Source organism: Chelativorans petroleitrophicus (genome assembly GCF_025398195.1).
Taxonomy (GTDB): Bacteria; Pseudomonadota; Alphaproteobacteria; order Rhizobiales; family Rhizobiaceae; genus Chelativorans; species Chelativorans petroleitrophicus.
Window position 1 is genome coordinate 54,774 of the sequence record NZ_JAODNV010000008.1, and the last position, 19,807, is coordinate 74,580.

The window sequence follows — 19,807 nt, forward strand, 5'->3', positions numbered from 1 at the left end:
GGCGCCCCTATTGCCGGCTGGCCTAGTTCAGCCAGCCCTGCTCCTTGTAGTACTTCTCGGCACCCGGGTGCATCGGAGCGGAGTTGCCCTGGCTTACCATCTGCTCCGGCTCAAGCGTGGCGAGCGCCGGATGCAGGCTCTTGAAGTCCTCGAAATTGTCGAAGACGGCCTTCACGAGCGCGTAGACAACGTCCTCGGAGACATTCGCAGACGTGACCAGCGTGGCGCCCACGCCGAAGGTGTTCACGTCCTCGTCATTACCGCGATACATGCCGCCCGGGATAACCGCCTTGAAGTAGTAGGGGTTCTCCTCGACCAGCCTGTCCACGACCTCGCCTTCCACCGGCACGATCACGCTGTCGCAGGTGGTGGTGGCCTCCTGGATGGCGCCGGCCGGATGGCCGACCGTGTAGGCGAAGGCATCGATGTTGTTGTCGCAAAGAGCGGAGCTCTGCTCGGCCGGCGCAAGCTCGGCGGCCAGCGCGAAGTCGGCGTTCGTCCAGCCCTTTTCGGCGATCAGAAGATCCATCAGCGCGCGCTGGCCGGAGCCCGGATTGCCGATGTTGACGCGCTTGCCCTTGAGGTCATCGAAAACCTTGATGCCGGAATCGGCGCGTGCAACGACCGTCAGCGGCTCCGCATGCAGCGAGAAGACCGCGCGAAGATCCTCATGCGCACCGCCTTCGGCAAAATTCGCCTCGCCGCTGAAGGCGTTGTACTGAACGTCCGACTGGACGACGCCGAACTCGAGATCGCCGCCCTTGATGGCGTTGACGTTGAACACGGAGCCGCCGGTGGATTCCACCGAGCAGCGGATGCCATGCTCACGCCGGCTCTGGTTCATCAGGCGGCAGATGGCCCCGCCCACCGGATAATAGACACCCGTCACGCCGCCGGTGCCGATGGAGATGAACTGCTGCTCCTGGGCCATCGCCTCGCCCCCGGCCAGCGCACCCAGCATCACGGCAGCCATGCCGAAGCCGAGAATCCGATTTGGTTTCATAAGAAGTCTCCCTGAACGTCACTTCCGCAACTGTCGCACGTCTTGATGTGATCGCACCTCAATGCGATCCGCCGGATGCCGCGTGCAGAACACCCAACGTTCTTCATGCACAGCAGCCGACCATGCTGCCGAACAAACTGCGCGATTTATCGAAAGATGCAAACATATTGTTATGCCTCCCCGCCATTAAACGGCGCAAACAGGCGTTTCCCCCTTACCCCTTTTTCAGCCTATCGCGGCATCGATCGCGTCACCAAGCCGTTCAACGATGGTATCGACCGTGGGCTTATCCACAATAAAGGGCGGCGCAAGCAACACATGATTGCCCCGCCGGCCGTCGATCGTGCCGCCCATGGGATAAACCATCAGGCCGCGCGCCATCGCTTCTTTTTTCACCTTCGCATGCAGCTTCAGCGCCGGATCGAAAGGCTCCTTCGTCCCCCGGTCGGCCACAAGTTCCAGCCCCATAAACAGGCCGCGGCCGCGGATATCGCCCACATGGGGGTGATTGCCGAAACGCGCCTGCAGCCGGGCGCGCAGGTGCGCACCCATCTCGCGCACATTGGCCAGAAGATCGTCCCGCTCGATCACCTCCTGCACGGCAAGGGCAGCTGCGCAGGCCATCGGATGGCCCATATAGGTATGGCCGTGCTGGAAAAAGCCTGAGCCATTGGCGAATGCGTCATAGATGCGGCGCGCCAGAAGCACCGCGCCGATCGGCTGATAGCCGCCCCCCAGCCCCTTGGCGATGGCGACGAGATCGGGCGCTATCCCGTCCTGCTCGCACGCAAAGAGCGTGCCCGTGCGGCCCATGCCGCACATCACCTCATCCAGGATCAGCAGCACGCCGTAGCGGTCGCAAATCTCGCGGATGCGCTTGAAATAGCCAGAGACGGGGGGCACCGCGCCGGCCGTGGCGCCCACCACCGGCTCGGCAACGAAGGCTATGACCGTATCGGGGCCAAGCTCGAGAATCTTGTCCTCAAGTTGCTGGGCCGCGCGCAACCCATAGGCCTCCGCGTTCTCGTCCGGCCGCTGGTGGCGATAGGCATAGCAGGGATCGATGTGGTGCGTTTCGATGAGAAGCGGGCGAAACTGGTCGCGCCTCCACTCGTTGCCGCCGGCGGAGAGCGCCCCGAGCGTGTTGCCGTGGTAGCTCTGGCGGCGGGCGATGATGTGGCGGCGCTGCGGCTCGCCCATTTCCACAAAATATTGCCGCGCCATCTTGAGCGCGGCCTCCACCGCCTCCGAGCCGCCGGAGACGAAATAGGTGTGGCTGATGCCTTTGGGCGCCGCCTTCACCAGCCGCTCCGCCAGCGCCTCAGCAGGCTCGCTGGTGAAGAAGCTCGTGTGCGCGTAGGCAAGCTTCTCGGCCTGCCGTTTCATAGCCTCGACGACGTCCGGATGGTTGTGCCCGAGGCAGGAAACCGCCGCACCGCCCGAGGCGTCGATATAAGCCTTGCCGTTCGTGTCGAAGAGTTCGACGCCCCTGCCGCCGACGGCGACAGGGAGTTCACCATGGATTTGACGGTGCAGGATGTAGGTCATTGCGCTCTTTCCGGCCGCCTGACGACCGCATGTTCGAGGACGTGGATATTGAGTTCGGAAAGCTGGCGTTCGGTGCGGGCGATCGCATCGAGCGCCGCCTCGCCGCCTTCGCCCGCCACCAGCGCGGCCAGGATCTCGACTGCGGCGAAGGCGGGCGTGATGGCGTGAAAAAAGGAAGGGCTTTCGGTTCCCACCAGAATCACATGCCGGGCGAGCCGCGCAATCGGCGAGGCTGCACTGTCGGTAAGCGCAATGACCGTGAGACCCTGAGCCTGGGCGTGGCGCGCCGCCTCGACGCTCGCCCGCGTGTAGGGCGCCACGGTGGCGACGAAGAACACGTCCTCATCAGTTGCGAAGCGCAGCGGATCGAGCCCCGTTCCGCCCTGAAAATCAAGGCTCTGTGCCTTCTCGCCAAGAAAGGACAGCATATAGCAGAGGTGTTCCGCTACCGGCCTGCTGGAGCGCAGGCCGAGGCAATAGATGCGCCGCGCACGCGCCATGACCGCGGCCACCTCAGCGAGCGTGCCCGCAGTCGCCGGCTCGCCAAGGCTCGTGATCTGCCGAGCGGCGGTGCTTGCGATTTCCGCCGCCAGGGCGCGCCCGCCAGCAAGGCGCTGACGCGCCACCTGAGCCCCCGCCTTGCCGGAAAAGCCCAGCGCCCGTTCCTTGAGCGCCTCGCCATGCAGCCGGCGCATCGTCTCGTAGCCGTCGAGGCCGAATCGCTTCGCCAGCCTGGTCATGGTCCACGGCCGCACGCCCGCGCGCCGGGCCTGCTCGCGCATGGACAGGAGCGCCACGTCCCCCGGGTTCTCAAGCACATAGCGCGCCGCCGCCGCCATTTCGCCGGGCAGCGTGCCGATCGAGCGTGTGATCTCGCCAGTAAGCGTGGCACAATCCATGAAAGCCATTCTAGACTGAGCGGCGAGGCTGTGCAACAGATGTTGCATAGCCTGCAACATCTGGAGGATTGCCTGTGACAGAGACCCCGAAGGCAGAGCGTGCGCCGGTGGCGATCGCCGCCGCGCCCAATGGCGGGCGGCGCGGCAAGCAGGATCATCCCGCCCTGCCCATAACCGCCAGGGAACTAGCCCAAACGGCCTCGGCCTGTCTGGAGGCGGGGGCGGCGATGTTCCACCTCCATGTGCGCGACCGTGATGGCCAGCATGTGCTCGATGCCGATGCCTACCGGGAGGCGGTCGAGGCCGTGCGAGGGGCTGTGGGCGATCGACTCGTCATCCAGATCACCACCGAGGCGGTGGGCCGCTACCAGCCGCAGGAACAGATGAACGTAGTGCGCGCACTGAAGCCTGAAGCGGCCTCCCTCGCGCTGCGGGAGCTCGTGCCGGACTCTTCCTACGAGGCCGAGTTCGCCCGCTTCCTGGCCTTCCTCGAGAAGGAAGCCATCGCGCCGCAGATCATCCTCTACGCCCCGGAGGAGGCACGGGCGCTTGCCGATATGATGGCCCGGGGGCTCGTGCCCTTTGACGACATCCCCGTGCTCTATGTGCTGGGGCGCTATACCGTAGGCCAGCGCTCCGTACCTCAAGATCTCCTGCCCTTCCTCGCACCCGGCATGCCGCGCTTTTCCCATTTCATGGTCTGTGCCTTCGGCCAGGAGGAAGCGGCTTGTGTAACGGCGGCGGCTCTGCTCGGCGGCCATGTGCGCGTGGGATTTGAGAACAATCTCTTCCTGCCGAACGGCGGACTGGCGCCGGACAACGCGGCTCTCGTGGCTGCCGCAGCCGAGCCGCTTCGGGCGCTCGGCAGGAAACTTGCCGATGCCGATCGGTTGCGGGCAGACTGGAGCCTTCTCATGAATTGACGCGCCGGTTCGATTTTTCCATACCATGGCGCAACGAGGAGAAACGCCATGGCATTTGCGCGCGTCAACGGGATCGTCCTTCACTACGAGCTGCGTGGCCCGGAGGAGCGGCCCGTTCTGGTTTTCTCAAACTCGCTGGGCACCGACTTCCGCATCTGGAACAAGGTGGCGGCACTGCTGGAAGACGATTTCCGCCTCGTGCTTTACGACAAGCGCGGGCACGGACTGTCGGAGGCATCGCCGCAACCTTATGCGATGGCCGACCATGTGAACGACCTTGTCGCCCTCCTCGACCACCTCAGCATCGCGCAGGCAGTGATCATCGGCGTATCGGTGGGCGGCATGATCGCCCAGGGGGTAGCGGCGGCGCGCCCTGGGCTGGTCCAGGCGCTGGTGCTTTCCAACACGGCACACAAGATCGGCACGGCCGAGATGTGGAACGGCCGCATCAAGGCCGTGAACGAACAGGGCATCGCCTCGATCGCCGGGACCATTCTGCAGCGCTGGTTCACTCCAGCCTACTGCAAGCCGGAAAATCCCGACTATGTCGGCTATCATTCGATGCTTACGCGCCAGAGCGCGGACGGCTATGCGGGAACCTGCGCCGCGTTGCGCGATGCGGACCTGACGGACGCCGCCAAGGCGCTGACGGTGCCGGTGCTGTGCATCGCGGGCGATCAGGACGGCTCCACGCCGCCTGATCTGGTACGCGAGCTTGCCTCACTCATCAGCGGGGCACGGCTTGAAATCATAGAGAATGCCGGCCACCTGCCCTGTATAGAGCAGCCGGAGCGGACGGCCGGGCTCATCCGGTCGTTTCTCAATCAGGCAGGCATCGGCTGAAACAGGCCGCCGGATGGGAGCGGCTCACGGAAAGGACGGGACATGGACATTCGGCGGGTCAATGACGAATTTGCGGTGACAGGGCAGATCGGTCCGCAGGACGTGGCCGAGATAGCGGCTTCAGGTTTCAAGAGCATTGTGTGCAACCGCCCGGACACGGAGGAAGGGGCCGTACCCCACGATGCCGTGGAAGAGGCTGCGCGGGCTGCGGGCCTTGAGTTCCGCTTCCTTCCGGTCGTCTCCGGCGCCATCACGCAGCAGAATGTCGAGGACATGGCCGCAACGCTGGCAGAGCTGCCCCAGCCCGTGCTGGCCTACTGCCGCAGCGGCACACGCTGCCTCAACCTCTATGCCCTCGTTCAGCAGGCCGCTGGGTGATTTCCGGCACCGGGAACGGGTTCGCCGAATCAACACACACAGCGCATTTGCGCGCGGGCGCGAATGCGCTATGAGACGGGCGGTCTACGGGAGCCTGAGGCGATGACGGAAATCACCGAAACTGCGGAAGCGCAGGCGCGGCTTTTGTCCGCCGCGCTACCCTACATGCAGCGTTATGAGAACAAGACCGTCGTGATCAAATACGGCGGCCACGCGATGGGGGACATCGCACTCGGGCGGGCCTTCGCGCGCGATGTGGCGCTTCTGAAGCAGTCGGGCGTCAACCCGATCGTCGTTCACGGCGGCGGACCGCAGATCGGCGACATGCTGAAGCGGCTCGGCATCGAATCGAAATTCGAGGGCGGCCTGCGCGTAACCGACCGGAGCACGGTCGAGATCGTCGAGATGGTGCTTGCGGGCTCTATCAACAAGGAGATTGTCGCGCTGATCAACGCCGAGGGCGAATGGGCGATCGGCCTATGCGGCAAGGACGGCAACATGGTCTTTGCCGAAAAGGCGAGGAAGACCGTCACCGACCCCGATTCAAACATCGAGCGGGTGCTCGATCTCGGTTTCGTAGGTGAGCCGGTGGAGGTGGACCGCACGCTTCTCGACCTGCTTGCCCGATCCGAGATGATCCCCGTGATCGCGCCGGTGGCGCCGGGCCGCGACGGACACACCTACAACATCAATGCCGACACGTTCGCAGGAGCGATTGCCGGCGCCGTTCAGGCCAAGCGCTTGCTTTTCCTGACCGACGTACAAGGCGTGCTCGACCGCGATAAGAAATTGATCGACGAACTGACGGTTGCCGAGGCCCGCGCCCTCATCAAGGATGGCACGATTTCAGGCGGCATGATCCCCAAGGTGGAAACCTGCATCGAGGCGATCGAGCGCGGCGTGGAGGGCGTGGTCATCCTGAACGGTAAGACGGCGCATGCCGTTCTTCTCGAGCTCTTCACCGAGCATGGCGCGGGCACGCTGATCGTGCCCTGATCACAGAAGAACCAGAACGAGGATGCCGGCAACGATCAGGCAGATGCCGGCAATCTCGGTCGGATTGATCCTCTCGCGAAAGAAATACACGGACGAGGCGAAGGTGAAGATCATCTCCACCTGCGCCAGCGCCTTCACCATGGCCGCCTGCTGCAAGGTCATGGCCGCGAACCATCCGAAGGAGGCGGTGGCGCCGACGAGGCCCGTGAAAAGCGCGAGCTTCCAGGCGCGGGCGATCCGGCCGAGCTCCGCGCGGTCCCGCCATGCCATCCAGGCGAGCATCAGCAGCGTCTGGAGAAAAATCGCAAACAGGAGAGTCGTGGCGGCCTGCATCATGAAATTCGGCCCGCCAAGCGCCAACGAGGCGGCGCGGTAAGCGACGGCCGTGATCCCGAACAGGGTGCCGGATGCAAGCCCGATCAGGGCAGTGCGGCTTGCGAGAGAGGCGAAGAGATTGCGCCAGCTCAGCGGAGCATGAGCGACCGAAATGAGCATAACGCCTAGTACGGTGATTGCGATCGCGACGAGCGTGGCGAGACCGGCAAGCTCATTGAGGAAAATGAGACCGAAAATCGCCGCCTGCACCGGCTCCGTACGCGAATAGGCCGTACCCACCGCGAAGTTGCGGAACGAGAACAGGTGGACGAGCAGAGCCTGCGCGGCAATCTGCCCGACGCTTGCGGCTGCGATCCAGCCCAGAAAGACGCCGTTCGGCAGCGCAAAGGGAAAACCTGCCAGGAAATGGAGCCCGAGTATGAAAAGCACCGCGAAAGGCAGGCCGAATCCGAAGCGCACGAAGGTGGCGCCGGTCGTACCCATGACGCCTTTCAGGTGCTTCTGCGCCGCCGAACGCAGATTCTGCAGGAAGGCGGCGGCTATCGTGATCGGAATCCAGAGTTCCATGGATGCGGCGGGGAACGTAAAGAGTGAGGAAGGCTTAGCGTCGAGCGGCGCAGGAGGCAACCGCCCCTCCCCAACGTTTTCTCACGCCAGCGGGCGAGGCCATTTGAAAAACCGGCAGAAAATCTGACATAAGAGACTATGACAAACCTACCTGACCCGGCACGTTTCGCCCATATCACCGACTGGGTGTTCGACCTCGACAACACGCTCTATCCGCACCACTGCAACCTTTTCTCGCAGATCGACATGCGGATGACGACCTATGTCTCGCAGCTCCTCGACCTGCCGCGGGAGGAAGCGCGCGCGCTCCAGAAGGAGCTTTACCGCCAGCATGGAACGACGCTACGGGGGCTGATGGAACGCCATCAGGTCGATCCGGACGACTTTCTGGAGAAGGTGCACGACATCGACTATTCCTGGATCGAGCCGGATCCGGCTCTGGGAGAGGCCATCCGCGCGCTGCCGGGACGGAAATTCATCTTCACCAATGGCAGCCGCAGCCATGCCGAGCGCGCAGCGGAGCGGCTGGGCGTCAGCGATCATTTCGAGGATATTTTCGATATCGTGGCGGCGGGCCTTACGCCCAAGCCAGCCAAGGAAAGCTACGATCTTTTCGTGGCGCTCCACCGCATCGTCGGGCCGAACGCGGTGATGTTCGAGGACATCGCCCGCAATCTTCGCGCTCCCAAGGAAATCGGCATGACCACCGTGCTGATCGTGCCGAGGAACTTCGAGCCGACCTATTCCGAAATATGGGAGCGGGACCCGGATCAGGCCGATGCGGTAGATTATGTGACGGACGACCTGAAAGCCTTTCTAAAGGCGGTGGCCGCGCGGTAAAGCCGGTCGCGGCTACCCTGCTGGCGCGGATCGCCGCCCGTTGGCGTAGGCGGCGCGCTCGACAATCTCGCGTATTTCGCTTTCCCGGTAAGGCACATCCGCGGCAGTGAGACGGCGGAGCAGCCTGATGCCGTCCTCACGTCCGGATTGCGTGGTCGGATGGCCGAGGTCCAGCGCCTGCTGGTTCTCCATCATGTCATCGTCGGGAACGCTTCTGGCCATGAGAAATCCTCGTTGGTACGGAAACGCCCGAGCCGCCTCTCGCGTTCCCGGGCAGGGTGGAGGGGACCCTGCCCGGCCGACATCAGTGCTGGTGCGCGTCCTGCCCGCGTCCGGCGCGTGCGGAACGGACGGGCAGCACCACCTCTACCCTGCCCGCCTTTTCGAATTCGAGCGTCACCGGCACTTCTGCGCCTTCGGCAAAGGGCGTTTCGACCTGCATAAACATGAGGTGCAGCCCTCCTGGCTCCAGCGTCACGCTGCCGCCTGCCGGGATCTCCAGCCCACCCTCCAGCGGGCGCATAACCATCACGTCGTCCTTCATCTCCATGCTGTGGATTTCGACCTTCCCGGCAACGGGCGAGCTTACGGACAAAAGGGCGTCCGGTTCCTGGCCCTCATTGCGGATCGTCATGTAGCCACCGCCCGTCGATTGCCCGGGCAACATGGCGCGCGCCCAGGCGGAGGAAACGCTGACGTCTCCTGCCGTGTCCGCCCCTGCTTCGTCCGCCGCTGCATGATCGTGGTGCGCCGTATGCTCCGCAACAATGGTCACGAAGGGAGCGGGATTATCGAGCGCATGGGCATCCTCGCCCGCCGGGGCCTCCTGATCCCAGGCTTCCTCCTTTCCCGAAGAACAGGTCTGTACGGCCTTGAAATAGAGGCGTTCGCCCTCCTCCACCCCGGCCAGCGTGCCGCGGACGGTGAACTCGTCGTAATGGCTGTCAGCCAAGCTTCCCCCGCTCCACGTCACGGAGAGCGGCCCGGACGAGACCTCCTCGCCATGAAGCCGGTAGGTTTCAGCATAATCCCCTTCTTCGATCTCGATCGTCCAGCCCGGTTTCGGCATCGGCTTGGCGCCGATGAACCCTTCCGGCAGGCTGACGCGAAAAGCGGTGGTGGGCTCGCCATCGCAGCCGTGGGGAACGGCGAAGACCGCCTTATATGAGCCGGGTGCGGCCTCCTTCTGCAGCAACGAGACATGCGCCTTGGACGGCGCGGCCGTGAAAGGAATGACGGATAGGGCCGCGAACGCAGCCAGCGTGAACTTGTGCATGAAATGCCTCTTCCGATTGCGTGATGGGATTGGCCGGGTTCCCGGCCGGCGGTCACGCCTTCGGCGGTGGGCCGCGTATCGCAGGCGGCGCTTCGCCCCTTGCAGCAGGCAGGCTGCCTGCCGCGCGCACAAGAGCCGGCTGGCCCTGGGGGGCGAAAGGCTCAAAGAGCGGCGTCGAGGCCGGGGCAGCCGGCGCGATGTGGAACCCGCACGGATGGCCCGCCGGACACAGCGGGCAATCCGGCCCCTGCCCCGGCGATTTGACCGGTGCCCCTTCGTGAATGTCGCTGCACAGAATGAGGAGCGCGCGTATGTCCGCGTTCTGTACTACAGCGGCTGGCTGCAAAGCGGAAAGCAGAAGCGCAAGAACGCCAACGGCCGCGAACAGGCCGCGGTCGCGCCTGAGCCTGGCGAACCAGCTCGCCGGTCTGCGTTCACACCTCATGGGTCATTCCTAGCCGAACGGGCTGCTCATCACCAGCATTGCAGGGTGCAGCACGCAGGCGCGACAAACGGATGCGAATGAAACTCACAAGCGACGCCATGGTAATCACACGTGGCAAAATCCCCCACTCCGCCTCCCGAGTTACAAGGAGTCGAGGGAAGCCAAGACGGAGTGGGGGTGAAAGGCAGGAGACAGCCCATATGCGCCGTCCCCGCAACGGGACAGCATCAAAGCTTGTAAAATTTGGCGATGTAGTCCCAAGCTTCCTCACCCGTCTCTGCGAAGGTGATCAGCTGCTCGTCGTCGGGCGCGATCGTTCCCTGCTCGGCGAGAAAATGAAGGTCGATGGCCCGTCTCCAGAACTCCTCGCCAAACAGGATGACGGGCACCCGTTCCATGCGGCCGGTCTGGATGAGGGTCAATGTCTCGAACAGCTCGTCCATCGTGCCGAAGCCGCCGGGGAACACGGCCACGGCCTTCGCCCGCATCATGAAATGCATCTTGCGGATGGCGAAATAATGGAAGTTGAAGCACAGCTCCGGCGTCACATAAAGGTTGGGCGCCTGCTCGTGCGGCAGCACGATATTGAGCCCGATGCTTGGCGCGCCGCAATCGGCAGCCCCCCGGTTTCCCGCTTCCATCACGCCGGGGCCGCCGCCCGTCACGACGACATATTCGCGATAGTAGGATTTGGCCGACTGCTCTGAGCAGAGCCGAGCAAAGTTGCGCGCTTCCTCGTAGAAGCGGCTGTTCTTTTCGAGGTTCTTCTTCTGCACCTCGTTCTTGGCCGCCCATGCCGCACCGCCAGGTTCGGGAATGCGGGCGCCGCCGAACAGAATCACCGTGGAGCGGATGCCGCGCTCGGCGAGCGCCAGTTCCGGCTTCAGCAGCTCAAGCTGCAGGCGCACGGGCCTGAGCTCCCGCCGGGTCATGAAATCTTCGTCGTCCCAGGCGAGCCTGTAGGTGGCGGAGCGGGTCTGCGGCGTGTCGGGCACGCTGCGGGCACGCTTCCGATCCTCGTCAGAATGGGGTAGCGGCGTCCAGCCGCTGATGTCTTCCGGCTTCATATGATCCGTCCGTTGCGCTGTCCCGCCGCGCATGCCGCGATTGACCGCTTCCGGCGCTTCGCATAGGGTCCGCGCCGGCTCGGCCGATCGGGCACGCCAAAAACCCTATTTAGCAGCCTTTAACAGCTCGTGTAGCGGAGAGCACCCTGCGATGAAGACCGCCGACATCGCCGCCCTGGAAAAAACTATCGAACAGGCGTTCGAAAACTGCGATTCCATAACCGCCGAGACGCGCGGTGAAGTCCGCGAGGCGGTCGAGACCGCGCTCGATCTTCTAGACAGCGGCTCCGTGCGCGTGGCCGAGCGCCGCGAAAACGGGCAATGGCACGTGAACCAGTGGCTGAAGAAGGCGGTGCTGCTTTCCTTCAGGCTCAACCCCATGCAGGTGATCAAGGGTGGGCCTGGCGACGCGGTGTGGTGGGACAAGGTTCCATCCAAATTCGACGGCTGGGGCCCCAACGAGTTCGAAAGGGCCGGGCTGCGCGCCGTGCCCGGCGCCATCGTGCGCCGCTCCGCCTATGTCGCGCCGGGCGTGGTGCTGATGCCTTCCTTCGTCAATCTGGGCGCCTATGTCGGCAAGGGCACCATGGTCGATACCTGGGCTACCGTGGGCTCCTGCGCGCAGATCGGCGAGAATGTGCATCTGTCGGGCGGCGTCGGCATCGGCGGCGTGCTCGAACCCATGCAAGCCTCCCCCACCATCATCGAGGACAACTGCTTCATCGGCGCACGCTCGGAGGTTGTCGAGGGCTGCATCGTGCGCGAGGGCTCGGTGCTCGGGATGGGCGTTTTCATCGGCAAGTCGACCAAGATCGTCGACCGCGCCACCGGCGAGATCTACTATGGAGAGGTCCCGCCCTATTCCGTGGTGGTCGCGGGCACGCTTCCGGGCCGCCATGTTCCCGGCCAGAACTGGGGCCCAAGCCTCTATTGCGCCGTGATCGTCAAGCGCGTGGATGAAAAGACGCGCGCGAAGACCTCGATCAACGAGCTTCTGCGCGACTGACGGAAATAGCCGGCGGGGGCGCGGACTTGGACGGCAAAACTCTTATCTGGCTGCTTTTCGGGTTCTCGGGCCGGATCAGCCGTGCGGTCTATTTTCTCGCCAACATCTTCGTCGGCCTGTTTCCCCTCTTTGCCCTCTACCGGCTCACATTGCTTCCGGAGGGCGCGGAGGAGCAGTCAGGCTGGACACTGTTCTTCCTGGCGTCCGCCGTGGTGGGGCTGTGGACCCAGCTCGCGCTCGGGGTGAAGCGGCTGCATGACTTCGACAAGCCGGGCATCCTCGCCGCGACCCTGTTCATCCCGCTCTTCTCGATCTTCGTCTTCCTTCTCCTTTGCTTCTATCCGGGCGACGCAGGCGCCAACCAATACGGCAAACAGACCAACGCGCCCGCATAGGCCTGGCCGGGCAAGTTACCTCTTCGCATCCCTGAAATTTGCGGCTAATGTTATTTCGGAAGCTGAAAAAATTCAGCCGAGGAGGAAGAGGAGGAAGGAATGTCCGGAAAAAAGATCCTGATGCTCACGGGCGAGTTCAGCGAAGAATATGAAATCTTCGTGTTCGAACAGGCCATGCACGCCGTTGGCCACACGGTTCACGTGGTCTGCCCCGGCAAGAAGGCAGGCGAGATGATCAAGACCTCCCTGCACGATTTCGAGGGCCACCAGACCTATACCGAGAAGCTCGGCCACGACTACTATCTCAACAAGACCTTCTCCGAGGTGAGGCCGGAGGAATATGACGCCGTCTATGTGGCGGGTGGCCGGGGACCGGAATACATCCGCATCGACAGCCGCGTGCAGGAGATCGTGCGCCACTTCCACGAAACCGGAAAGCCGATCTTCACGATCTGCCATGGCGTGCAGGTGCTGATGGCGGTCGATGGCGTGCTGCGCGGCAAGGAGGTCGCCGCCCTTCAATACTGCGAGCCGGAGGTGAGGCTCGCTGGCGGCACCTATATCGACGTGCCGCCCACGGGGGCGCATGTGGACGGCAATCTCGTTTCGGCCAAGGGCTGGCCGGGACTTGCGGCCTTCATGCGCGAATGCCTGAAGGTGCTGGGCACGGAAATCCGGCACGGCGAAATGGTGATGGCTGACCAGGCACAAAGCGCCGCCGCCTGAAAGAAGCCCGCAGGGTGCGGAAAGCAGCCTTGCGCCCCTGTCCTGGCCGGGCAACCGAGCCATCCGCGCATGCTGCGGCAGGGCGGATGGCGTGACTTCTGGTGCGCTTTCGACTATTGGCAGGCCTATGAGCCTGCCTACCGATCCCGTCGCGAATCTCGCTGCACTGATCCGCTGTCCTTCCGTAACACCCAGCGAAGGCGGCGCGCTTGTCGCTCTCGAAGCGATGCTCAAGCCGCTCGGCGCCGAGGTCCGGCGGCCCGTGTTCAGCGAACCCGGCGAGGCGGATGTCGAAAATCTCTATGCGCGAGTCGGAACGAAGCCGCCGCATCTGATGTTCGCAGGCCATACGGACGTGGTGCCGCCGGGCGACGAAGACGCCTGGACCCATCCTCCCTTTGCCGCTCAGATAGCCGATGGCTGGATGTTCGGACGCGGCGCGGTCGACATGAAGGGCGGCATCGCTTGCTTCGTCGCGGCGCTCGCCCGCTATGCGGAACAGCACGGCGCGCCGGAAGGCTCCGTCTCCTTTCTTATCACCGGCGATGAGGAAGGCCCTGCCGTAAACGGTACGGAAAAGCTGCTTGCCTGGGCGGCCGCCGCCGGCGAGCGTTGGGATGCCGCACTTGTCGGCGAGCCGACCTGCATCGAGGCGCTGGGCGACATGATCAAGACCGGCCGGCGCGGCTCGCTGTCCGGCCGGATCACGGTAACCGGCCGCCAGGGCCACGTGGCCTATCCGCACCGGGCCGACAATCCCATACCGGGCCTTCTTGCCCTTGCCTCCGCCCTCATCGCGGAACCTTTCGATGAGGGGACGGCGAGCTTCCAGCCGTCCAATCTGGAGATCACCTCCATCGATGTCGGCAATCCTGCCGTCAACGTGATCCCGGGGCGAGCGAGCGCCGCTTTCAACATACGCTTCAACGATCGGTGGAATGCGGAAACGCTGAAGGCCGAAATCGCGCGCCGTCTTGACCGGGCGGCGGATGAAGCCCGCCGGCGCTTCGGGCGTGCTGCGCCGCTTGCCTACGAGCTTGAATGGCGCGAGCGGCCAAGCCCCGTGTTCCTGACACGCGACGAAAAGCTGATATCCGCGCTTTCGGCTTCGATCGAGGAGGTGACCGGCAGGAAGCCGGAGCTGTCCACCTCGGGCGGCACGTCTGACGCACGCTTCATCAAGAATTACTGCCCCGTGGTCGAATTCGGTCTCGTGGGGCAGACCATGCACATGGTGGATGAGAGAGTGGCGCTCGGCGATCTGGAGACGCTCACGCGCATCTATCTGCGCTTCCTGGAAGATTGGTTCTGATGCTCTCTTCGGCAGAGATTCAGCAATATTTCGCGGGCGTCTGGCAGATGATGATGGGCCGGGCCGAGGGGCTGAAAAAGCTGGACCTTTCGGTTGACGGCTTCTGGAACTCCTTCTTCGCCATCATCGTCGCGCTGCCGGCGCTGACCGTCGGCTGGGTGGCGGTTGCGAACGACGTACCGGAAGCGGTGACCTTCGGCATGAGATTTTCCGTGGTGATGCGTCTTTTCGTGGCCGACATCGGCGCCTGGCTGGTGCCGCTCGGACTGCTCGGGCTTGCCGCGCGTCCCGCCGGCATTGCCAACCGCTTCGTGCACTATGTGGTCGCCAGCAACTGGGCTTCCGCGCTGTTTGCCTGGGTGATGCTTCCGGTCGCCCTCCTGCGTCTGCTGGCGCCGGGGCTGGGGGAACTGATCACCCTGCTCGCGCTCATCCTGTTCCTGGCGACGCTGGTTCTGTCGTGGCGACTCACCGTCGTTGCCATCGCGCGGGGGCCCGGCCTGGGCACGGCGATCTTTTTCGGCATGCTTGCCGCCTCGATTGTCGTGCTGCTCACCCTACAGTCAGTGCTCCAGCTTGATTTTCAAGGCGCCTGACCGGAAGGGCGCCCCGGCGGCGAGGGAGGCGAGGATCATCAGGCCCGCCGCAGCCGCGGTAAGGGCGGTAAATCCCGCCAGGGCATACAGCGGCCCGAACCCCAGCGTACCGGCAAAGGTTGCGAGATAGGTCACGGCGCTGTTCATCCCCATGATGGTGCCTCTGCGTGCCGGATCAAGCGCCGTCAGACGAACGATCAGCAGGTTGAGGCCTAAGTGGTTGGCAAGCCCCCAGAGGAAGGTGAGCGCCAGAACCGCGCCATAGCTGCCGTTGCCGGCCGAAAGGAGGAGATACACCACGAACACGGCAAGGAAGGCATATGGCAGGCTGAGCCTTGCGGGAACGCGCTTTTCGATACCGTCAAGCAGCGTCGCGGCACCGAAACCCAGCCCGTAGACCAGCGTCACCATGCCGTTGGCGCCGAGCGGCAGTCCCAGTCCCTCATGCAGATGATCGCCGAGATAGGCATAGACGCCGTAAAAGGCCGTCATGAAGGCACCGCAGGCGACGAGCAGCGGCGGTACGCCGGGAATGGAGAGGGCGGCAAGCGGCGAGGGAGCCGATTCGCTGGACCGCCCGTCGCGATGCGCGCTCAGGCACAGCACGAGAAACGCACCGGCGGCAAGAATGAAGATCGCAAGATAAACGACGCGCCAATGCAGCCAGTCCGCCAGGAGAGCAGACAGCGAAACGCCGGCCACCATGCTCAGCGTCCAGCCGCTGAGCATCAGACCGACGGTCTTGGTCTCGCGCCCTTTCGGGGCGATCTCAGCGGCATTGCTGTAGATCGCGGGCAGCGCCACGCCGGCGGCCGCGCCCGCCGAGAATTGCGCGGCAATGAGCACCATGACGAACGGCGCCGCAGCCGTCACGGCCAGGCTGGCCGAAAGCAGGCCGAAGGCGATCCGCAACATGCGCCAGGCGCCTACACGGTCGATATGCCGGGCGAGGAGAAGCGCGCTGAGGGAGGTTCCGAGACCGAAGGCGGCCGTGCCCGCCATGGCCTCCGGTACGGACACGCCGAAGGTGTGCGCGACCTCCGGCGCGATGGGGGAAAGGCCGAGCGAATTGCACCCGATAACGGCCACCGCCGCCATGAGGAGGAAAACCGCGGGAGGAATCCGGCCCCGGTCCAGGCTGTTGCCAGGGTCTGACGAAGTTGCTTGATGAATTTCGGACATAGGGCCATAGTGGCCGAATGAAATTCGGCTACAACAGGAATTTTCGGAATGGCCGTAAAAACAGATGATGTTCATCCGAACACGGCGAGCCGCCAACCGCTCGACCGGCTGGACCGAAAAATATTATCCACGCTGGTCGAAGACGCCACACAGAGCTATGCGGAGCTCGGCCGTAAGGTCGGCCTTTCGGCGCCCGCCGTCCACGAGCGGGTGAAGCGGCTGAAGCGCACCGGCGTCATTCGCAAAATCGCCGCCCTGATCGACGGCGAGGCCGTGGACAAGAACCTGCTCGCCTTCGTGCATGTGGACACCAGCGGCTGGGGGAAGACGCCGGAGCTTCTGGCCGTCGCCGAACATCCCGAGGTGGAGGAGATCCACACGGTTGCCGGGGACACCTGCCTGCTGCTCAAGGTGCGCGCCCGCGACGCACGCGCCCTGGAGGGTCTTCTGGCGCGGATCTATTCCGCCCCGGGCGTGATCGCGACCCGCAGCTATGTCGTGCTTTCGACCTATCTGGAGCGGCCGCCGCAGCCGGCTCACTCGGTCTCCTGGCCGGTTCTCGAAAAATGGCAGGCTAACGCGGGCGTCAGTAGTCAACCCTGATGAGATAAAGGCCTTCCGGCGGCGCGACAGGCCCGCAAGCCGCCCGGTCGCGGGCTTCGAGCGCGGCCTGCACGTCGGCCGCCGTCCAGGCGCCCTCGCCCACCTTCTTAAGCGTGCCGACCAGCGAGCGCACCTGATTGTGCAGGAAGGAACGCGCGGAGGCGCGGATTTCAATCTCCTCGCCAAGCCGCGACACCTCCAGCCTGTCGAGCGTCTTCACGGGACTTTTTGCCTGGCACTGGACGGAGCGGAAGGTGGTGAAATCGTGCCGGCCCACGAGCCGTTGCGCCGCTTCGTGCATGGCCTCGGCATCGAGCCTTCTTGCCACATGCCACACCTTGCCGTGATCCAGCGCGGGTGGCGAGCGGCGGTTGAGGATACGGTAGAGATAATGCCGCGCCTTGGCCGAGAAGCGCGCATCGAAATCTTCCGGTGCGGCGGCAGCACCAAGAATGGAGATCATCTCGCCTGCCATGCCCAGATGGGCGTTGAGGGCATCGCGGACCGTATCCGCCTTCCATCCGCGGGAAAGGTCGAAGTGGGCCACCTGCCCGAGCGCGTGGACGCCCGCATCCGTGCGGCCCGCCCCCCGCAGCGTCACCTCCTCGCCGGAAAAGGCGGCGATCGCCTTCTCGATCGCCTCCTGTACGCTCGGCTGCCCTGCCTGTCGCTGCCAACCAGCATAGGGGCGGCCGTCATATTCGATGTCGATGCGAAAGCGCGGCATGCTCAGCCGAGATCCCGGAAGGCGGCGGCATATTCGAGCCGGCCCGTGCGCGGCGCCGCGCCCCAGGCAAGCGCCTGCAGCGCCTCGCCCTGATACACGCTTTCAAAGCCTGCCGCCCGCGCGTGGCTATAGCCGAACCGGCCGTAATAGGCGGGATCGCCGAGCACCACGCAGAGGAGCTCACCCTCGCGCTGAAGCCGCAAATGCGCGTCCTTCACCAGGGCCGTCCCGTTTCCCTCCCGCTGATGGGCGGGATCGACGGCAAGCGGCGCAAGGGCGACCGCGGGAAAATCCTCCTCCCCGCGCACCATAAGGCGCGAGAACAGGATATGGCCGCGGACCGCGCCGTCGCGCTCGGCCACGAGCGACAGCACCACATCGCCCGCCGCGCGCAAGGCTTCGACAAGCCTCGCTTCAACCTCACCGCCGAAGGCGGAGAGAAGCAGGGCGCGGATCGCGTCCCGATCCTGAGGCTCTTCAGGGCGGATGATGACGGCGCTCATGACAGAAGCGTTCCCTTTCCGATTTTCGCCCCGCGCAGGAAATTCTCAGCCATCATCGGCCTGCCACCCGCCCGCTGCAGCTCCATCAGGCGCACCGCGCCCCCGCCGCAGGCAACGGCGAGGCCGTCGTCAAGCACTTCGCCGGGCGCGCCGCGGCCCTCGGCAAGCGTCGAGCGCAGAAGCTTCACCCGCTCTTTCCGGCCGGCGAACGGCATCTCGCACCATGCGCCCGGAGAGGGCGATAATCCGCGGATGTGATTGTGCACCTCCGGCGCGGGGCGGCGCCAGTCCACCCGCGTTTCCTCCTTGGCGATCTTCCTGGCATAGGTGGCACCCTCGGAAGGCTGCGGCACAAACGTCATCTCGCCCCTCTCGAGCTTCGCCATGGCCTCGACCATCAGCCGCGCGCCCACCTCCTTGAGGCGGTCGTGCAGTTCGCCGGCCGTCATCTCGCTGCCGATGGTCACCTTCTCCGTCAGGGCGATGGGACCGGTGTCCAGCCCTTCGTCCATCTTCATGATCATCATGCCGGTCTCCCGGTCGCCCGCCATGATCGCACGCTGAATGGGGGCTGCGCCGCGCCAGCGGGGCAGAAGCGAGGCATGGCCGTTATAGGCGCCGAGCCGTGTGCCCTCCAGAATGGGCCTCGGCAGGAGAAGGCCGTAGGCCACAACGACCGCCGCATCAGCATCAAGCGTGCGGAAAACCTCCTGCTCCTCAGTGCTTTTGAGCGACTGCGGCGTGCGGACGGGGATGCCCAACTCTTCCGCCGCCTCATGCACCGGCGATTTTGTCATTTCCAGCCCGCGCCGACCGGCGGGGCGCGGCGGCTGGGTGTAGACGGCTGCGATTTCATGTCCCGTCGCAGCAAGCGCGCGCAGCGTGGGCACGGAGAATTCCGGCGTTCCCATGAAGATGAGGCGTAGGGGCATGACGCCTCCCTGCTGCAGAAGGCGCTAACCTACCATCCGGGCCGGCTGGCGGTCCTTGGCAAGCTTCTTGAACTTGCGCACTACCATGTCGCGCTTGAGCTTCGACAGGTAGTCGATGAACAGCACACCGTTCAGGTGATCGATCTCGTGCTGCAGGCACGTGGCGAGGATGCCGTCGGCTTCCACCAGCCGTTCCTTGCCTTCGAGGTCGATGTATTTCACCGTCACCCGGGCCGGGCGCTCCACCTCCGCATAGTAATCGGGAATGGAGAGGCAGCCCTCCTCATGCACGTTGGGCTCATCGGAACGGGAGACGATCTCCGGATTGATGAAGACCTGCGGGTTCTTCGGCTCGTCCTTCTCGGACACATCGAGAACCAGCATGCGCAGGGGCTCACCCACCTGGATGGCGGCAAGGCCGATGCCCGGCGCATCATACATGGTCTCCAGCATGTCGTCCGCGAATTTGCGCAGGTCGTCGTCCACGCGCTCGACCGGCTTGGACACCTGGCGCAGCAACGGATCGGGAAGAATGACGAGCGGGCGAATGGTCATGGGCGTGAGGTAATGGCTGGGCGGGAAAGCGTCAATACGTTCCGTATCAAGTGATAGGCAACCGTATCACCGGCGACCTTCAACAACCCTACTCAGTTTGTTCACGTTTTGGTCTTATGCTGCCGGGCCGAATCGTCTAAGGTGCCGGC

General features: G+C 64.4%; 24 protein-coding genes. 11 read left to right on the plus strand and 13 right to left on the minus strand.

Annotated elements, in window-relative coordinates; genetic code table 11:
- Nucleotides 1–22 precede the first annotated feature (22 nt).
- The 3 genes from NYR54_RS07655 to NYR54_RS07665 form a co-directional block, all read right to left on the minus strand.
- Nucleotides 23–1,003, minus strand: coding sequence for a TAXI family TRAP transporter solute-binding subunit (locus NYR54_RS07655; RefSeq protein ID WP_261515028.1), 981 nt, complete (start codon nt 1,001–1,003; stop codon nt 23–25).
- 225 nt (nt 1,004–1,228) lie between these two features.
- Nucleotides 1,229–2,551, minus strand: a complete 1,323-nt coding sequence (locus tag NYR54_RS07660) for an aspartate aminotransferase family protein (protein ID WP_261515029.1) — start codon at nt 2,549–2,551, stop codon at nt 1,229–1,231.
- Nucleotides 2,548–3,450 carry a MurR/RpiR family transcriptional regulator gene (locus tag NYR54_RS07665; protein WP_261515030.1) on the minus strand — a complete coding sequence of 301 codons (903 nt, stop codon included), beginning with the start codon at nt 3,448–3,450 and terminating at the stop codon, nt 2,548–2,550. The genes NYR54_RS07660 and NYR54_RS07665 overlap by 4 nt, the downstream gene beginning before the upstream one ends.
- A 74-nt stretch (nt 3,451–3,524) precedes the next feature.
- On the opposite strand from NYR54_RS07665, the gene NYR54_RS07670 reads away from it, so the two are divergent.
- The 4 genes from NYR54_RS07670 (at nt 3,525) to argB (ending at nt 6,590) form a co-directional block, all read left to right on the plus strand.
- Nucleotides 3,525–4,373 (plus strand): beta-keto acid cleavage family enzyme, encoded by an 849-nt coding sequence (locus NYR54_RS07670; protein WP_423738589.1) that lies wholly within the window; start codon nt 3,525–3,527, stop codon nt 4,371–4,373.
- A 48-nt stretch (nt 4,374–4,421) separates the two neighbouring features.
- Nucleotides 4,422–5,216, plus strand: a complete 795-nt coding sequence (gene pcaD, locus NYR54_RS07675; protein ID WP_261515032.1) for a 3-oxoadipate enol-lactonase — start codon at nt 4,422–4,424, stop codon at nt 5,214–5,216.
- Between the two features lie 42 nt (nt 5,217–5,258).
- Complete coding sequence (locus tag NYR54_RS07680; RefSeq protein ID WP_261515033.1) at nt 5,259–5,594, plus strand: protein tyrosine phosphatase family protein; 336 nt, start codon at nt 5,259–5,261, stop codon at nt 5,592–5,594.
- A gap of 102 nt (nt 5,595–5,696) precedes the next feature.
- On the plus strand, nt 5,697–6,590 hold the full coding sequence (argB, locus tag NYR54_RS07685) for an acetylglutamate kinase (RefSeq protein WP_261515034.1): 894 nt from the start codon (nt 5,697–5,699) through the stop codon (nt 6,588–6,590).
- On the opposite strand, the gene NYR54_RS07690 is transcribed toward argB, so the two are convergent.
- Nucleotides 6,591–7,493, minus strand: a complete 903-nt coding sequence (locus tag NYR54_RS07690) for a DMT family transporter (protein ID WP_261515210.1) — start codon at nt 7,491–7,493, stop codon at nt 6,591–6,593.
- A gap of 138 nt (nt 7,494–7,631) precedes the next feature.
- Here NYR54_RS07690 and NYR54_RS07695 point away from each other — a divergent pair, with 138 nt between their 5' ends.
- Nucleotides 7,632–8,333 (plus strand): pyrimidine 5'-nucleotidase, encoded by a 702-nt coding sequence (locus NYR54_RS07695; protein ID WP_261515035.1) that lies wholly within the window; start codon nt 7,632–7,634, stop codon nt 8,331–8,333.
- Between the two features lie 12 nt (nt 8,334–8,345).
- Here NYR54_RS07695 and NYR54_RS07700 read toward each other — a convergent pair whose 3' ends face one another.
- From NYR54_RS07700 to NYR54_RS07715, 4 genes are all read right to left on the minus strand, one after another.
- Nucleotides 8,346–8,555, minus strand: a complete 210-nt coding sequence (locus NYR54_RS07700; protein WP_261515036.1) for a hypothetical protein — start codon at nt 8,553–8,555, stop codon at nt 8,346–8,348.
- Nucleotides 8,556–8,637: 82 nt separating this feature from the next.
- Entirely contained in the window at nt 8,638–9,609 is a 972-nt protein-coding gene (locus NYR54_RS07705) for a DUF1775 domain-containing protein (RefSeq protein WP_261515037.1), read from the minus strand.
- Nucleotides 9,610–9,661: 52 nt separating this feature from the next.
- A complete protein-coding gene (locus NYR54_RS07710) occupies nt 9,662–10,054 on the minus strand; it encodes a hypothetical protein (RefSeq protein ID WP_261515038.1) in 393 nt (130 codons plus the stop codon).
- A gap of 227 nt (nt 10,055–10,281) precedes the next feature.
- Nucleotides 10,282–11,121: an LOG family protein gene (locus NYR54_RS07715; protein ID WP_261515039.1), complete on the minus strand. Its 840-nt coding sequence runs from the start codon at nt 11,119–11,121 to the stop codon at nt 10,282–10,284.
- A 151-nt stretch (nt 11,122–11,272) separates the two neighbouring features.
- Here NYR54_RS07715 and dapD point away from each other — a divergent pair, with 151 nt between their 5' ends.
- From dapD to NYR54_RS07740, 5 genes are all read left to right on the plus strand, one after another.
- Entirely contained in the window at nt 11,273–12,127 is an 855-nt protein-coding gene (gene dapD, locus NYR54_RS07720; RefSeq protein ID WP_261515040.1) for a 2,3,4,5-tetrahydropyridine-2,6-dicarboxylate N-succinyltransferase, read from the plus strand.
- Nucleotides 12,128–12,153: 26 nt separating this feature from the next.
- Nucleotides 12,154–12,522, plus strand: coding sequence for a DUF805 domain-containing protein (locus tag NYR54_RS07725; RefSeq protein WP_261515041.1), 369 nt, complete (start codon nt 12,154–12,156; stop codon nt 12,520–12,522).
- Nucleotides 12,523–12,621: 99 nt separating this feature from the next.
- Nucleotides 12,622–13,248, plus strand: a complete 627-nt coding sequence (locus NYR54_RS07730) for a DJ-1/PfpI family protein (RefSeq protein WP_261515042.1) — start codon at nt 12,622–12,624, stop codon at nt 13,246–13,248.
- A 127-nt stretch (nt 13,249–13,375) separates the two neighbouring features.
- A complete protein-coding gene (gene dapE / locus NYR54_RS07735; RefSeq protein WP_261515043.1) occupies nt 13,376–14,560 on the plus strand; it encodes a succinyl-diaminopimelate desuccinylase in 1,185 nt (394 codons plus the stop codon).
- A complete protein-coding gene (locus NYR54_RS07740; protein ID WP_261515044.1) occupies nt 14,560–15,156 on the plus strand; it encodes a transporter in 597 nt (198 codons plus the stop codon). The genes dapE and NYR54_RS07740 overlap by 1 nt, the downstream gene beginning before the upstream one ends.
- Here NYR54_RS07740 and NYR54_RS07745 read toward each other — a convergent pair.
- Nucleotides 15,124–16,254: an MFS transporter gene (locus tag NYR54_RS07745; RefSeq protein ID WP_423738590.1), complete on the minus strand. Its 1,131-nt coding sequence runs from the start codon at nt 16,252–16,254 to the stop codon at nt 15,124–15,126. The two genes, NYR54_RS07740 and NYR54_RS07745, sit on opposite strands and share 33 nt — an antisense overlap.
- A 132-nt stretch (nt 16,255–16,386) precedes the next feature.
- Between NYR54_RS07745 and NYR54_RS07750 the strand changes: the two genes are divergently transcribed.
- Nucleotides 16,387–16,941 (plus strand): Lrp/AsnC family transcriptional regulator, encoded by a 555-nt coding sequence (locus NYR54_RS07750; RefSeq protein WP_261515046.1) that lies wholly within the window; start codon nt 16,387–16,389, stop codon nt 16,939–16,941.
- Here the strand turns inward: NYR54_RS07750 and truA are convergent.
- From truA to def, 4 genes are read right to left on the minus strand one after another with little or no spacing between them, the layout of a single operon-like run.
- Nucleotides 16,925–17,668, minus strand: coding sequence for a tRNA pseudouridine(38-40) synthase TruA (gene truA, locus NYR54_RS07755; RefSeq protein WP_261515047.1), 744 nt, complete (start codon nt 17,666–17,668; stop codon nt 16,925–16,927). The genes NYR54_RS07750 and truA overlap by 17 nt on opposite strands.
- Before the next feature lie 2 nt (nt 17,669–17,670).
- Nucleotides 17,671–18,171, minus strand: coding sequence for a GNAT family N-acetyltransferase (locus NYR54_RS07760; RefSeq protein WP_261515048.1), 501 nt, complete (start codon nt 18,169–18,171; stop codon nt 17,671–17,673).
- Nucleotides 18,168–19,103 (minus strand): methionyl-tRNA formyltransferase, encoded by a 936-nt coding sequence (gene fmt / locus NYR54_RS07765; protein WP_261515049.1) that lies wholly within the window; start codon nt 19,101–19,103, stop codon nt 18,168–18,170. Before fmt ends, NYR54_RS07760 begins: the two co-directional genes overlap by 4 nt.
- A gap of 24 nt (nt 19,104–19,127) precedes the next feature.
- On the minus strand, nt 19,128–19,658 hold the full coding sequence (gene def / locus NYR54_RS07770; protein WP_261515050.1) for a peptide deformylase: 531 nt from the start codon (nt 19,656–19,658) through the stop codon (nt 19,128–19,130).
- Between the last annotated feature and the right edge of the window lie 149 nt (nt 19,659–19,807).